Source organism: Enterobacter roggenkampii (assembly GCF_001729805.1).
Classification (GTDB): Bacteria; Pseudomonadota; Gammaproteobacteria; order Enterobacterales; family Enterobacteriaceae; genus Enterobacter; species Enterobacter roggenkampii.
In genome coordinates, this window is the sequence record NZ_CP017184.1 from 1364873 (window position 1) to 1379277 (window position 14405).

Sequence of the window (14405 nt, forward strand, 5' to 3'; positions counted from 1 at the left end):
TCAACACTGAAAACATACACTCTAGCCCTTGTGCCTGTGTCGAAAGATATGGCGCTCTGGCCGTGGCGAATTTGCCACCAGGGTACAGAAAGAAATGACTGTGCCTCCCGTATCTGGAAAGGTGTACATGGCTTCACAACTTACTGATGCTTTCGCGCGTAAGTTTTATTACTTACGTCTGTCGATTACCGATGTGTGCAACTTCCGTTGCACCTACTGCCTGCCCGACGGCTACAAACCGGGCAGCGTCACCAATAACGGCTTTCTCTCCGTGGATGAAGTGCGCCGCGTCACGCGCGCCTTCTCTGAGCTCGGCACCGAAAAAGTGCGTCTGACCGGCGGTGAACCCTCTCTGCGCCGTGATTTCCCGGACATCATTGCTGCCGTGCGTGAAAACGACCGCATTCGCCAGATTGCCGTGACCACCAACGGTTACCGCATGGCGCGCGACGTGGCCACCTGGCGCGATGCGGGCTTAACCGCCATTAACGTCAGCGTGGACAGTCTCGACGCCCGCCAGTTTCACGCCATTACCGGCCAGGATAAATTCCGCCAGGTGATGGACGGCATCGACGCGGCGTTCAGCGCCGGGTTCGAGAAGGTCAAAGTCAATACGGTGCTGATGCGCGACGTCAACCACCATCAGCTGGACACCTTCCTCGCCTGGATCAAATCCCGCCCCATTCAGCTGCGCTTTATTGAGCTGATGGAAACCGGCGAGGGCAGCGAGCTGTTCCGCCGTCATCACATCTCCGGCATGGTGCTGCGCGACGCGCTGCTGAAACGCGGCTGGATCCACCAGATCCGCCAGCGCAGCGACGGCCCGGCGCAGGTCTTCTGCCATCCTGATTACGAAGGCGAAATTGGGCTTATTATGCCTTACGAGAAAGACTTCTGCGCCAGCTGTAACCGCCTGCGCGTCTCTTCCGTCGGCAAGCTGCACCTGTGCCTGTTCGGGGACGGCGGCGTGGACCTGCGCGATCTGCTGGCAGACGATGCCCAGCAGGAGGCGCTTGAAGCGCGCATTTCTGAAGCGCTGACGCATAAAAAACAGACCCACTTCCTGCATCAGGGCAATACCGGCATTACTCAGAACCTGTCTTACATCGGCGGGTAATCAGGCTTAAGAAGGAATCAGAAGATGAGTCAGGTAAGCGCAGAATTTATCCCGACACGCATTGCTATCCTTACCGTTTCCGACCGCCGTGGCGAAGAGGATGATACCTCCGGCCACTGGCTGCGCGAGGCGGCCCATGACGCGGGACATCACATCGTCGATAAAGCGATCGTGAAGGAGAACCGCTACGCCATTCGCGCGCAGGTCTCTCAGTGGATCGCCAGCGATGAGGTGCAGGTGGTGCTGATCACCGGCGGCACCGGCTTTACCGCGGGCGATCAGGCGCCTGAAGCGCTGCTCCCGCTGTTCGACCGCGAGGTGGAAGGCTTCGGCGAGGTGTTCCGCATGCTCTCCTTTGAAGAGATTGGCACCTCCACGCTGCAGTCGCGCGCCGTTGCCGGGGTGGCGAACAACACCCTGATTTTCGCCATGCCGGGCTCGACCAAAGCCTGCCGCACCGCGTGGGAAAACATCATCGCTCCGCAGCTGGATGCCCGTACCCGTCCGTGTAATTTCCATCCCCATTTAAAGAAATAAGCTATGTCACAACTGACCCACATTAACGCCGCTGGCGAAGCGCATATGGTGGACGTCTCCGCCAAAGCGGAAACGGTGCGCGAGGCGCGCGCCGAAGCGTACGTCACCATGCTGCCGGAAACGCTGGCGATGATCATCGACGGCAGCCACCATAAGGGAGACGTCTTTGCCACCGCGCGCATCGCCGGTATTCAGGCCGCCAAGCGCACCTGGGACTTAATTCCGCTGTGCCATCCGCTGATGCTGAGCAAGGTGGAGGTAAACCTGCAGGCGCAGCCGGAGCACAATCGCGTGCGGATTGAATCGCTGTGCCGCTTAACCGGCAAAACCGGCGTGGAGATGGAGGCGCTGACGGCAGCGTCCGTGGCCGCGCTGACCATCTACGACATGTGCAAGGCGGTGCAGAAAGACATGGTGATTGGCCCGGTTCGCCTGCTGGCAAAAAGCGGCGGCAAATCCGGAGATTTTAAGGTGGACAGCCATGATTAAGGTGCTCTTTTTTGCGCAGGTGCGCGAGCTGGTGAATACCGACAGCCTGACGCTGGATGCGTCTTTTGACAACGTTGCGGCCCTGCGTGCGCATCTGGCGGCACAGAGCGACCGCTGGGCGCTGGCGCTCGACGAAGGCAAGCTGCTGGCCGCCGTTAACCAGACGCTGGTGGAGTTCATTCATCCGCTGAAGGAAGGCGATGAAGTGGCCTTCTTCCCGCCGGTCACAGGGGGCTAATATGAGTGAAACCCGCATTCTGGTTGGCCCTGAGCGCTTTAACGTAGGGACAGAATACAGCTGGCTGGCGGAACGCGACGAAGACGGTGCGGTCGTGACCTTTACCGGCAAAGTGCGCAATCACAACCTCGGTGACAGCGTGAAGGCGCTGACGCTGGAGCACTATCCCGGCATGACGGAGAAATCGCTGGCGGAGATAGTGGACGAGGCGCGAGGCCGCTGGCCGCTCGGACGCGTCACGGTGATTCACCGCATCGGCGAGATGTGGCCCGGCGAGGAGATTGTCTTTGTCGGGGTGACCAGCGCGCACCGCGGCAGCGCGTTTGCGGCAGGGGAGTTCATTATGGATTACCTCAAAACCAAAGCACCGTTCTGGAAGCGCGAAGCCACGCCGGAAGGCGATCGCTGGGTAGAATCTCGCGACAGCGATAAACAGGCCGCCAGCCGTTGGTAGTCGGTTTACGTGGATGTGTTACTCTTAAAGAGTGTGTCTACTTAATCTTAATCAGGAGTGAATCATGGACCGATTTCCGCGTTCCGATTCAATAGTGCAGCAGACCCGTAGCGGCCTGCAGACGTATATGGCTCAGGTGTACGGCTGGATGACGGTTGGCCTGCTGCTTACCGCGTTTATCGCGTGGTATGCGGCGAATACACCGGAGCTGATGATGTTTATCTTCTCCAGCAAAATCACCTTCTTTGGGCTGATTATTGCGCAGCTGGCGCTGGTGTTTGTGCTTTCGGGTCTGGTGCATAAGCTAAGTGCCGGCATGGCAACGACCCTGTTTATGCTCTATTCGGCGCTAACGGGGCTGACGCTTTCCAGTATTTTCATCGTTTACACCTACTCCTCCATCGCCAGCACCTTCGTGGTCACCGGCGGGATGTTTGGCGCGATGAGCCTGTACGGCTACACCACGAAGCGCGATCTGAGCGGTTTCGGCAGCATGCTGTTTATGGGGCTGATCGGGATTGTGCTGGCATCGCTGGTGAACCTGTGGCTTAAGAGCGACGCGCTGATGTGGGCCGTGACCTATATCGGGGTGGTGCTCTTCGTCGGGTTGACGGCCTATGACACCCAGAAGCTGAAAAACATCGGCGAGCAGATCGACGTGCGCGACAGTTCCAACCTGCGCAAATACTCGATTCTGGGCGCGCTGACGCTCTATCTGGACTTCATCAACCTGTTCCTGATGCTGCTGCGGATTTTAGGTAACCGTCGCTAAGGTTGCTTTGCCGGGTGGCGGCTTCGCCTTACCCGTCCTGCGAATCGCGAACCGTAGGTCGGGTAAGGCGAAGCCGCCACCCGACTTATTCACTTCGCTAGCATCCTCTCATTCTTCGCCCGCAGCTTTTTCGCCCGACTTTCCAGCACCAGATAGCAGACCGTTGCCAGCGCCAGCGGCAGGAAGTAATACAGCATCCTGTACGCCAGCAGGGCGGCGATAATCGTTCCCTGAGAAACATGCTCCCCGGCCAGCAGGGCAATAAACACCGCCTCCAGCACGCCGATCCCCGCCGGAATGTGCACAATCACCCCGGCAATGCTGCTCACCAGCAGCACGCCCAGCACGAAGAAGTAATTGACGTCCTCGCCAATCAGCAGCCAGATAATCGCCCCCATGGCCATCCAGTTGGCGCTGGAGACCGCCATCTGCAGCACCGCAAACTTCCACGAGGGCAGGACCAGCTTTTGCCCTTTGATGGTCATATGGCGGCGCTTTGCAAACGCGCAGGCCCAGAGATATACGGCGATAATCAGCAGCAGCACGATGCCCAGAATGCGCAGCGTGGCCTCGTCGATATACCAGTGCGCGGGCAGCTGCACGATGCCGATGGTGAAGATCACCCCGCCGAGCAGGATATAGCCCAGCCAGTTGGTGGTAATGCTCAGGGAAAAAATACGCGTGATGGTCCCGCCCGGCAGGCCGAGCCGCGAGTAGAGGCGATAGCGCATGCCAATCCCCCCGACCCAGGTGCTCAGCGTCAGGTTAAAGGCGTAGCAGATAAACGACACCAGCATCACCTGACGTTTGGCCAGCTTGTGGCCGCAGTAGGCCCGACCCAGCAGATCATAGCAGCCGTACATCAGGTAGCTCACGATAACCAGCCCCGTCGCGCCCAGCAGCACCATCCGGTTATAGTTGCGGATGACCTTCCACACCTCTTCCCAGTCCACTTTCTGCGCGTAGACCACCAGCAGCACCGCGACGGCAATAAAGAATACCCAGGTGAGGATCTTTTTTGCCAGACGCCAGCGTGGATGCGATTTTGACATCAGGGTTTGCCTCCGTCTTCCGCTTCTATGCGGTCCTGGGTTTCCATTTCGGGTTGTACCGGCGGGTCCACCTGCGCCAGCTTCGGCGTATGCGCCGGCAGCCAGCCGACCATCGCCGGGAAATGCCGCAGGAAGTGGAACACCACCACGCTGATGCCCAGGTTCCACCAGGTGCGTTTGGGAACCATAGACTCATCCACGCGCACGCAGTCGTTAACGATCAACGCCTGCAGGTTATCCCGCAGGGTCTGGTTAAACTGGCGGTCGTGAATGATCAGGTTGGCTTCAAGGTTAAGCGACAGGCTCAGCGGATCGAGGTTACTGGAGCCCACGGTGGCCCAGTGATCGTCCATCAGCGCGACTTTGCCGTGCAGCGGTCGACGGCGGTATTCGTAGATCTGGACGCCGCCCTTCACCAGGTAGTTGTACAGCAGCCGCGCCCCGACTTTGACGATCGGCATATCCGGCTCGCCCTGGACAATCAGCTTCACGCGCACGCCGCGTCTTGCAGCATTGCGCATGGCATGCAGCAGGCGATAGCCCGGGAAAAAGTAGGCGTTGGCGATGATCACTTCGCGCTTGGCGTTGGCCAGCATCTTGAGATAGTGACGTTCAATGTCGTCCCGGTGCTCGCCGTTGTCGCGCCAGACGAAAAGCGCCTGCGCTTCGCCGGGCTTCCGGTTCTCTTCCGGGCGATGGCGGCGTCGCCACCAGCGGCGAACGGCCTCTTTCCCCGGCAGGTTCTCCAGCTCAAACAGCAAGATATCCTGCACCACCGGGCCTTCAATGCGAATGGCGTAATCCTGCTTCGCTTCCGGGCCGTAGTCGGACATATGTTCCGCCGAGTAGTTAATGCCGCCGACAAACGCTACCGTCTCATCCACCACCACAATTTTGCGGTGCATTCGGCGGAAAAGGTTGGTCCGCATGCCGAACAGGCGAGGGCCGGGATCGTAGTAGCGGAATACCACGCCTGCGGCGGTCAGTTCATTGACGAACGCATCGCTGAGGTCCGGCGAGCCGTAGCCATCCAGCAGAACTTCAATTTTGACGCCGCGCTGTGCGGCGCGCAGGAGCACGCTGTGCAGCTGCTTGCCGACGTTGTCTTCGAACCAGATAAAGGTTTCGAGGATCACTTTCTGCTGGGCGTTATCAATTGCCTTAAACACGGCCGGGTAATACTCGTCCCCGTTGACCAGCAGCGTGATCCGGTTGCCTTCCTGCCAGGAACATTTCATAAGTGGATCTCCGCGCTGAGCGGGGCATGGTCGGAAAGATGCCGCCAGTTGAGAAGCGCCAGGGCGGTCGGGCTGCTGGCGTGGGCATTTTTAACGTAGATGCGGTCAAGCCGCAGCAGCGGGAAACGGACCGGGAACGTGCGCGCAGGCCTGCCGTTCGCCCGGGTGAAGATCTCCTCCAGCCCGGCATCCACCTTCAACGGATGGTTTGCCCGCTGGCGCCAGTCGTTGAAATCGCCTGCCACGACAACAGGTTCACCGTCAGGCAGCGCGTTGGCCCATTCGGCCAGCATTTTCAGCTGCGCCTGACGATGGGCTTCGCGCAGGCCCAGATGAACGCAGCCGACGTGGATGGGCAGCTCAAGGTCGGGCGGGGTAATGCGGCAGTAGAGCAGGCCGCGTTTTTCGCTCTCCCCGACGGAAACGTCGCGGTTTTCATAATGTTCAATGGGATAACGCGACAGCACCGCGTTGCCGTGATGACCTTCAGGATAGACCGCGTTGCGGCCGTAGGCGTAATCGCTCCACATGGTGTCGGCCAGAAATTCATAGTGCGGCGTGTCGGGCCAGTTCTCAAAGTGAAGCGGATGTACTTCGTGTGCGCCCATCACCTCCTGCAGGCAGACAATATCCGCGCTGACGGTGCGCACCGCGTCGCGCAGCTCCGGTAAAATGAAGCGGCGGTTAAATGCTGTGAAGCCCTTATGAATGTTTATCGTCAGCACTTTAAGCGAGAAATGCTGCATTTTTTTCGTCATAAGCTCCTTCCTGAGTGACTATCCCGATGAAAATAAAGTGTAGTCGTCGTCACAAAAAGATGCGGCGTTACGGAATTTTCCGTAAAGTGCGGTAGTCTGATTAAGCAGAGAAAAATCCTTCAGGAGAGAAGCCATGAAGTGGCAACAACGTGTTCGTGTCGCAACTGGCCTGAGTTGCTGGCAGATAATGTTGCATTTACTGGTCGTGGCCGTACTGGTGATGGGCTGGATGAGCGGCACGCTGGTACGTGTTGGCCTGGGGCTATGCGTCCTTTACGGCGTCACCGTGCTGTCGATGTTGTTTTTACAGCGCCACCATGACGCGCGCTGGCGCGAGGTGGGTGACGTGCTCGAAGAACTCACCACCACCTGGTACTTTGGTGCGGCGATGATTGTTCTGTGGCTCCTGTCACGCGTGCTGCAAAACAACCTGCTGCTGGCCCTGGCGGGTCTGGCCATCCTCGCAGGGCCTGCGGTGGTCTCGTTGCTGACCAAAGAGAAAAAGCTACGCGATGTTGCGTCTAAACATCGCATAGGCCACTGAGCCTGTCGTGGCCGCGATGACCAGTAGCGGCCACAAACTTCCCCAGACAATATCCAGACTCGCATCCTTCAGATAGATCTGCTTGGTGATATCCGTAAAGTGGCGTATCGGGTTTATCCACGTCAGATCCTGGAGCCACACCGGCATATTCTCAACCGGCGAGACGTACCCGGAGAGCAGGATCGCGGGCATCATAAAGACGAATACCCCGATAAACGCCTGCTGCTGCGTCGAGCAGAGTGCGGAAATCAGCAGCCCAAACCCCACCAGCGACAGTCCGTAAATCACCATCGTGAAGTAAAACAGCGCCAGCGACCCGGCGAACGGGATCTGGTAGGCCCAAATTCCCACCCCCAGCACGATGGTGGCCTGGAAGGTCGCGACAATCAGCGCCGGCACCGCTTTGCCGACGAAAATTTGCCAGGTGGCGAGCGGGGAGACCAGCAGCTGATCCAGCGTGCCCTGTTCGCGCTCGCGGGCGACGGAGAGGGAGGTGACGATCATCACCCCGATGGTGGTGATCATGGCGATCAGCGACGGCACCACAAACCACTTGTAGTCCAGATTCGGGTTATACCAGTTGCGCACCACCAGTTCGCTGTTGTTGGGCTTCGGTTTGCCGTCCATCAGCTCCTGCTGGTAATCCTTAACCACCTGCTGGAGGTAGTTGGCCGCGATCTGGGCGCTGTTGGAGTTGCGCCCGTCGAGGATCAGCTGCATCGGCGCGGTCTGGAAGGTATCCAGATTGCGGGAGAAATCCGCCGGGAACCGCACCAGCAGCAGCGCTTTTTGCGTGTCGATGGTGGGCTGAATGTCCTGCGGGCTTTTCAGCAGCAGGATGTGGGTAAAGGCCTTCGCACGCGCAAAGCGCTGCGTTAGCTCGACGGAATGTTTGCCGTTGTCTTCGTTGTAAATGGCAATGGTGGCGTTGGTCACCTCAAGGGTGGCGGCAAACGGGAACAGTAAAACCTGGATCAGCACCGGCAACACCAGAATGGCGCGGGTTTGCGGCTCGCGCAGCAGGGATTGCAGCTCTTTGCGTATTAACGTCCATAAACGGTGAAACATGCGCGCTCCTTAATCTAACCGCCGTTTGGTTTTCATCCACGTCAACCCGATAAACATCACCGCCGACGCCATTAAAAACAGCGTGTTGATAATCAGCACTACCGGAATATTCCCCGCCAGGAACAGGCTTTGCAGCGTGCTCACGAAGTAGCGCGCCGGAATTACGTAGGTCACGGCGCGGATGACGGCAGGCATGCTGTCTATCTGGAAGATAAACCCTGAGAGCATTATCGACGGCAGGAAAGCGGCGTTCAGCGCCACCTGCGCGGCGTTAAACTGGTTGCGGGTGATGGTGGAGATGAGCAGCCCCATCCCCAGCGTGCTGAGTAAAAACAGGCTGGTGATAAAGAACAGCACGATCAGCGAGCCGCGATACGGCACGCCGAGGATAAAGACGGACACCAGCATGCAGAGCAGCATCGCCAGCATGCCGAGGAAGTAGTAGGGAATAAGCTTGCACAGCAGCAGCTCGACGCGCGTCACTTCGGTGGAAAGCAGCGCCTCCATGGTGCCGCGCTCCCACTCGCGGGCGATGACCAGCGAGGTCAGAATCGCGCCGATCACCGTCATAATAATCGTTACCGCGCCCGGAATAATAAAGTGCTGGCTGATGGCGGCGGGGTTAAACCAGTAGCGCGTCTGCACGTCGATAAGTGGCTTAAATTCTTCACCCCGGTCTTCGGCGCGCTGCATCTGCCAGAGCTGCCAGATCCCCTCCGCGTAGCCCTGCACGAAGTTCGCGGTGTTTGGCTCGCTGCCGTCAGTGATGACCTGGATCGGCGCATCGGTATTCGCCCGCGCCATGTTGGCGGCAAAATCCACCGGAATGACGATCAGACCGCGAATCTTCCCGGCCTGCATCTTCTGGATCAGCTCCTGACGATTGTCGCTGATGGTGGCGTCAATGTAGGGCGAACCGGTCATGGCGTGGGTAAAGTCCAGCGCCTCTTCGCTCTGTTGTTCGAGTAAAATCCCGACCCGCAGCTTGCTGGAGTCCAGGTTAATGCCGTAGCCAAAGATAAACAGCAGCAGCAGGGGGATCACCACCGCAATCAGCCAGCTGCTGGGATCGCGCACGATCTGCCGCGTCTCTTTAACGCACAGCGCGCGCACCCGGCGCCAGGAAAGGGCGTTACTGCGCATGGGCATTCTCCTTATCCCAGTCGTGGATGAGGGTGATAAACGCCTGCTCCATGGTCGGGTCCGGGACCTCATCGTCGGCGGCCTGGTTTTTCAGGTCGTCCGGCGTGCCGTGGGCAATCAGCTTGCCGCGATACACCAGCCCGATGCGGTCGCAGTACTCCGCCTCGTCCATGAAGTGGGTGGTCACCATCACGGTCACCCCTTTTTCCACCATGCTGTTGATATGCAGCCAGAACTCGCGGCGGGTAATGGGATCAACGCCGGAGGTCGGCTCGTCCAGAAACAGAATATCCGGCTCGTGCATCAGCGAGCAGGCCAGTGCCAGTCGCTGCTTAAAGCCGAGCGGCAGTTCGTCGGTGGCGTGGGAAGCAATCGTCGTTAACCCGAAGGCGTCGCTCATGCGGCGAATTTTCTCGTTCTGCGCCCGCCCGCGCAGGCCGTACACGCCGGAGAAAAAGCGCAGATTCTGCTCGACCGTCAGGTTGCCGTACAGCGAGAACTTCTGCGCCATATAGCCCAGGTGCTGGCGCGCCTTGCCGGAGCTGACCTTCAGATCCATATCCAGCACCAGCGCCTTGCCGGACGTCGGCACCAGCAGGCCGCACATCATCTTAAAGGTGGTCGATTTTCCCGCGCCGTTCGGTCCGAGGAGACCAAAAATCTCGCCGCGCTTCACGGCAAAATTCACGTTGTCAGTGGCGGCGAAATCCCCGAATTTTTTGGTGAGGGATTTGGCTTCGATCACCGTTTCGCCTGGCGTACCTTCCACCGTGTGCAGGATCGCCCCAAGCGGCGACTCGGAGGTCCCCGCGCCGCCCAGCAGGTCGATGAACGCATCTTCAAAACGCGGCGCCGTCTCTTCCATCTCAATCGTCGGCATTCCAGGCGCCCGGCGAATATCGTCGACGGTGGCCTCTTTTTTGAGGATGACCCGCACCGAGCGGCCCTGAATCATCCCGTCGCTGACCTGCGGCAGCCTGAGCACCCGCTGCAGCAGCCTGCGGTTGGACGCCTGCGGGCTGTGCAGCAGGAAGCTGCGCCCGGCCATGCTCTGCGTCAGCGTCGTCGGCTCGCCCTGATAGAGCAGCTCGCCTTCGTTCATCAGCAGCACGTCCCGGCACTGCTCCGCTTCGTCGAGGTAGGAGGTGCTCCAGAGGATTAGCATCCCGTCGCCCGCCAGCTCGTGCACCATCTGCCACAGCTCGCGGCGGGAAATCGGGTCTACGCCCACGCCGGGCTCGTCCAGCAGCAGCACCTTCGGCTCGCCCACCAGCGTGCAGGCCAGCCCCAGCTTCTGCTTCATCCCGCCGGAGAGCTTGCCCGCCAGCCGGTCGGTGAACGGGCCGAGCGAGGTAAATTCCAGCAGGCGGGCGAAGGTTTTCTCCCGGGTTTCTCCGGTGACGCTGCGCAGGTCGGCGTACAGGTTCAGGTTTTCCATCACCGTCAGGTCTTCATACAGGCCAAACTTCTGCGGCATATAGCCGAGCATGGCGTGGAGCGGGCCGTCGTCTTTTATCGGATCCAGGCCCAGCACGCGGGCCGATCCTTCATCCGGCTTCAGCAACCCCGCCAGCATCCGCATCAGCGTGGTTTTCCCCGCGCCGTCCGGACCGACCAGCCCGGTCACGTAGCCTTTCCGGATGGTGCAGTTCAGCGGCGCGACCGCAGGCTTATCCATCCCCTTAAAGCGTTTAACCAGACTGTTGAGCTGAATAACCGCGTCATTCATGTCGTTCCCCGCTGTTCACTTTTACGGTGACGGGCATGCCCTGGCGCAGGGCGTCGTCCGCATCGGTCACGATGATGCGCAGGCGATACACCAGGTCGGTACGCAGGTCCGGCGTTTCTACCGTTTTCGGCGTGAATTCGGCGGTAGGGGAGACAAAGCCCACCTTGCCGTGATACGGCTTGTCCGGGCGACCGTCGGTATAGAGCAGCAGCTCGCGGCCCGGCTGCATCTGGCCGAGATTGGGCTCATCAATGTAGGCGCGCACCCACACCGGACGGGTGAGCGACAGGGTTAAAACGGTGCTTCCGGCGCTGAGCATGCTGCCTGGCTCGACGGCGCGGGTCATCAGCGTGCCGTCAGACGGTGCGATGAGCGTGGTGTCGTGCAGATCCAGCTCTGCCTGCGCCAGCTGGGCCTGCGCCTGTTCAAGGCTGGCTTTCGCCTGGGCGATATCCTGCGGGCGGTTACCGGTGTGGTACTGGCTTAATTTATCCTGCGCGGACTTCAGGGTTGCCTGCGCCTGGTCGCGGGAGGAGCGCGCATTTTCCAGGTCATTCGCGGAAATGGTGCGGCTTTTCCAGAGCCCCTGCTGGCGGGCATAGAAGTTCTGCGCGTAGTCATAGGCCGCCTGTGCCTGTTTGACGGCGGCAGCGGCCTGGGCGATCTCTTCGTCGCGATAGCCGGCCAGCATCAGGTCATACTGTGCCTGCGCAACGGAGACGCCCGCTTTGGCCTGCAGCAGCGCGTTCTCATAGGGCGCTTTGTCCAGCATCCCCAGAGTCTGCCCGGTTTTAATGGCATCGCCTTCGTCCACGTTCAGCGAGGCGAGACGTCCGCCGACGCGGAAGCTCATGTTCACCGTGCGAATATCCACGTTACCGTACAGCGTCAGGCCTTTATCCTGATGGCTCTGATACCACAGCCATCCACCGACGCCCGCGGCAAGCAAAACAATGACCACCAGAATGATGGCGACAGGTTTTTTCATGACTTCAGGCTCCTTTGCGTTAAGCCTTGCAGGATCAGATCGAGATGACAGGCGATCACCTCACCGATCTGCGCGGCTTTATCCTCATCAAATTGTGTCCAGCCGGTGCGTAACAGGATGGTTTCCCGGCCCAGACGGAAGGCAAGGATTTCACCCAGCAGGGCGTGGGTATGCAAAATTGTCTCGGTATCGTTGGCATCCCGCCCGGTATAGGCGGCGATCAGCCGGGTCAGGTGGGTATGCATCGGGGCAATGACCCGATCGTGTACCCGCTGATAGGCGGCAGTGGGGGAGAGCTGCTCGCGGGAGATAAACTTGCTCAGGTTGAGCGTATCGTCGTGCGTCAGCACGCGGATCATGTTGTGGCAGGCATTGAGGATCAGCTGGCGGATGGCCTCGCGATCGGGCGACGGCTGGCCGAGCAGCGCGGTGGCCTCCTCAACGTGCGGGTGAAACTGCGTGCCGATAAAATCGGCGATCCACTCGGCGCAGGCGAGATATAAATCCTCTTTTGAGCCAAAATAGTAGGTAATCGCCGCAATGTTTTGCCCGGCCAGCGCGGCGATATCGCGCGTGGTCGCGTGCAGCCCGTACTCACCAAACTGCGCCAGCGCGGCGGCAATAAGCTGGTTTTTGGCCTGTTCACCTTTGGTTGTTGTGGGTGTTGTATTCATGACGGCATTAAAAATTAATCAATCGATTGATTAAGATTATGCCTGATTCGCATCCCCGTCGAGGGAACGCGGAGGGATATTTTATGCGCCACGTCACAAAAGCTGCTACACTCCGCCCCTTCGCGACATTGTGGTTTTTGTCCTCTCAATTGTTATATCTCCCTGAAAACTACACCTGTGATGGTCGGGGCGGTTCGGAGTTTTTATGTCTTTTGATTCCCTTGGCCTGAACCCGGAAATTCTGCGCGCGATCGCAGAGCAGGGCTACGTTGAGCCAACCCCAATCCAGCAGCAGGCTATTCCTGCCGTTCTTCAGGGCCGTGACCTGATGGCCAGCGCCCAGACCGGCACCGGTAAAACCGCGGGCTTTACGCTGCCGCTGTTAGAACTGCTGGTAAAAAATCAGCCGCACGCCAAAGGCCGTCGTCCGGTTCGTGCCCTGATCCTCACCCCAACCCGCGAGCTGGCCGCGCAGATTGGTGAGAACGTGCGTGACTACAGCCGCTATCTCAACATTCGCTCGCTGGTGGTGTTCGGCGGGGTCAGCATCAACCCGCAGATGATGAAGCTGCGCGGCGGCGTGGACGTGCTGGTGGCAACGCCGGGCCGTCTGCTGGATCTGGAACACCAGAACGCGGTGAAGCTGGATAACATCGAAATTCTGGTACTGGACGAAGCCGACCGCATGCTCGACATGGGCTTTATTCACGACATTCGTCGCGTGCTGGCCAAGCTGCCGCCGCGTCGTCAGAATCTGCTCTTCTCCGCGACCTTCTCCGACGAGATCAAGGCGCTGGCGGAAAAGCTGCTGCATAACCCGCTGGAAGTAGAGGTGGCGCGCCGCAACACCGCCTCTGAGCAGGTGACGCAGCACGTTCACTTTGTGGATAAAAAGCGCAAGCGCGAACTGCTCTCCCAGATGATCGGCCAGGGTAACTGGCAGCAGGTGCTGGTCTTTACCCGCACCAAGCACGGCGCGAACCACCTGGCGGAACAGCTGAACAAAGACGGCATCCGCAGCGCGGCGATCCACGGCAACAAGAGCCAGGGGGCGCGTACCCGTGCGCTGGCGGACTTCAAGTCTGGCGACATCCGCGTGCTGGTGGCGACCGACATCGCCGCCCGTGGCCTCGACATTGAAGAGCTGCCGCACGTGGTGAACTACGAGCTGCCAAACGTGCCGGAAGACTACGTGCACCGTATCGGCCGTACCGGTCGTGCGGCGGCCACCGGTGAAGCGCTCTCTCTGGTGTGCGTGGATGAACATAAGCTCCTGCGCGACATCGAACGCCTGCTGAAGAAAGAGATCCCGCGCATCGAAACCCCAGGTTATGAAGTGGATCCGTCGATCAAAGCCGAGCCGATTCAGAACGGTCGTCAGGGCGGTCGCGGTCAGGGCGGCGGTGGTCGCGGCCAGCAGCCGCGTCGTGCCGAAGGCGGCGCGCCGAAGTCAGCGGGCAAACCGCCGCGTCGTGGCAACGACAGCAAACCGGCCGGTGACAATCCGTGGCGCAGCGGCGAAGGCAAGCCGGCAGGGGAAGGGCAGCGCCGACGCCGCCCGCGCAAGCCTGCTAACCCGCAGTAATCTGGAAGCCCGGTCGTAA

At 59.7% G+C, this 14405-nt stretch carries 16 protein-coding genes and 1 riboswitch; of the genes, 8 read left to right on the forward strand and 8 right to left on the reverse strand.

Features of this window, described 5'->3' with window-relative positions; translation table 11 throughout:
• Positions 1–5: 5 nt before the first annotated feature.
• Positions 6–140: riboswitch (molybdenum cofactor riboswitch) on the forward strand.
• The 6 genes from moaA to BFV67_RS06350 all read left to right on the forward strand — a co-directional run bounded on the left by moaA (position 128) and on the right by BFV67_RS06350 (position 3607).
• A complete protein-coding gene (gene moaA / locus BFV67_RS06325; RefSeq protein WP_008501140.1) occupies positions 128–1117 on the forward strand; it encodes a GTP 3',8-cyclase MoaA in 990 nt (329 codons plus the stop codon). (Overlaps the previous riboswitch by 13 nt.)
• 24 nt (positions 1118–1141) lie before the next feature.
• Positions 1142–1654 carry a molybdenum cofactor biosynthesis protein B gene (gene moaB, locus BFV67_RS06330; protein ID WP_021240991.1) on the forward strand — a complete coding sequence of 171 codons (513 nt, stop codon included), beginning with the start codon at positions 1142–1144 and terminating at the stop codon, positions 1652–1654.
• Between the two features lie 3 nt (positions 1655–1657).
• On the forward strand, positions 1658–2143 hold the full coding sequence (gene moaC, locus BFV67_RS06335) for a cyclic pyranopterin monophosphate synthase MoaC (protein WP_021240990.1): 486 nt from the start codon (positions 1658–1660) through the stop codon (positions 2141–2143).
• Entirely contained in the window at positions 2136–2381 is a 246-nt protein-coding gene (gene moaD, locus BFV67_RS06340; RefSeq protein WP_069598015.1) for a molybdopterin synthase sulfur carrier subunit, read from the forward strand. The genes moaC and moaD overlap by 8 nt, the downstream gene beginning before the upstream one ends.
• Position 2382: 1 nt before the next feature.
• Complete coding sequence (gene moaE / locus BFV67_RS06345; RefSeq protein WP_021240989.1) at positions 2383–2835, forward strand: molybdopterin synthase catalytic subunit MoaE; 453 nt, start codon at positions 2383–2385, stop codon at positions 2833–2835.
• A gap of 64 nt (positions 2836–2899) precedes the next feature.
• A complete protein-coding gene (locus BFV67_RS06350) occupies positions 2900–3607 on the forward strand; it encodes a Bax inhibitor-1/YccA family protein (protein WP_008501145.1) in 708 nt (235 codons plus the stop codon).
• A gap of 89 nt (positions 3608–3696) precedes the next feature.
• Here the strand turns inward: BFV67_RS06350 and BFV67_RS06355 are convergent, their stop codons facing one another.
• Genes BFV67_RS06355 through BFV67_RS06365 form a run of 3 tightly spaced genes read right to left on the reverse strand, consistent with a single transcriptional unit; the run spans position 3697 to position 6655 of the window.
• On the reverse strand, positions 3697–4659 hold the full coding sequence (locus BFV67_RS06355; protein ID WP_069598016.1) for a lysylphosphatidylglycerol synthase domain-containing protein: 963 nt from the start codon (positions 4657–4659) through the stop codon (positions 3697–3699).
• On the reverse strand, positions 4659–5897 hold the full coding sequence (gene clsB, locus BFV67_RS06360; RefSeq protein WP_023343620.1) for a cardiolipin synthase ClsB: 1239 nt from the start codon (positions 5895–5897) through the stop codon (positions 4659–4661). Before clsB ends, BFV67_RS06355 begins: the two co-directional genes overlap by 1 nt.
• On the reverse strand, positions 5894–6655 hold the full coding sequence (locus tag BFV67_RS06365; protein ID WP_008501148.1) for an endonuclease/exonuclease/phosphatase family protein: 762 nt from the start codon (positions 6653–6655) through the stop codon (positions 5894–5896). The genes clsB and BFV67_RS06365 overlap by 4 nt, the downstream gene beginning before the upstream one ends.
• 133 nt (positions 6656–6788) lie before the next feature.
• Here BFV67_RS06365 and BFV67_RS06370 point away from each other — a divergent pair, with 133 nt between their 5' ends.
• Positions 6789–7199, forward strand: a complete 411-nt coding sequence (locus tag BFV67_RS06370; protein ID WP_008501149.1) for a YbhQ family protein — start codon at positions 6789–6791, stop codon at positions 7197–7199.
• Here the strand turns inward: BFV67_RS06370 and BFV67_RS06375 are convergent.
• From BFV67_RS06375 to cecR, 5 genes are read right to left on the reverse strand one after another with little or no spacing between them, the layout of a single operon-like run.
• The gene (locus BFV67_RS06375; RefSeq protein ID WP_008501150.1) at positions 7161–8267 is read right to left on the reverse strand and encodes an ABC transporter permease; all 1107 of its coding nucleotides are present in this window, start codon (positions 8265–8267) and stop codon (positions 7161–7163) included. The two genes, BFV67_RS06370 and BFV67_RS06375, sit on opposite strands and share 39 nt — an antisense overlap.
• 9 nt (positions 8268–8276) lie before the next feature.
• Positions 8277–9410: an ABC transporter permease gene (locus BFV67_RS06380; RefSeq protein ID WP_025912866.1), complete on the reverse strand. Its 1134-nt coding sequence runs from the start codon at positions 9408–9410 to the stop codon at positions 8277–8279.
• Positions 9400–11139 (reverse strand): ATP-binding cassette domain-containing protein, encoded by a 1740-nt coding sequence (locus tag BFV67_RS06385; protein ID WP_069598017.1) that lies wholly within the window; start codon positions 11137–11139, stop codon positions 9400–9402. The genes BFV67_RS06380 and BFV67_RS06385 overlap by 11 nt, the downstream gene beginning before the upstream one ends.
• A complete protein-coding gene (hlyD, locus tag BFV67_RS06390; RefSeq protein WP_069598018.1) occupies positions 11132–12127 on the reverse strand; it encodes a secretion protein HlyD in 996 nt (331 codons plus the stop codon). Before hlyD ends, BFV67_RS06385 begins: the two co-directional genes overlap by 8 nt.
• Entirely contained in the window at positions 12124–12801 is a 678-nt protein-coding gene (gene cecR, locus BFV67_RS06395; RefSeq protein ID WP_069598019.1) for a transcriptional regulator CecR, read from the reverse strand. Before cecR ends, hlyD begins: the two co-directional genes overlap by 4 nt.
• A gap of 205 nt (positions 12802–13006) precedes the next feature.
• Here cecR and rhlE point away from each other — a divergent pair, with 205 nt between their 5' ends.
• A complete protein-coding gene (rhlE, locus tag BFV67_RS06400; protein WP_069598020.1) occupies positions 13007–14386 on the forward strand; it encodes an ATP-dependent RNA helicase RhlE in 1380 nt (459 codons plus the stop codon).
• Positions 14387–14405 lie beyond the last annotated feature (19 nt).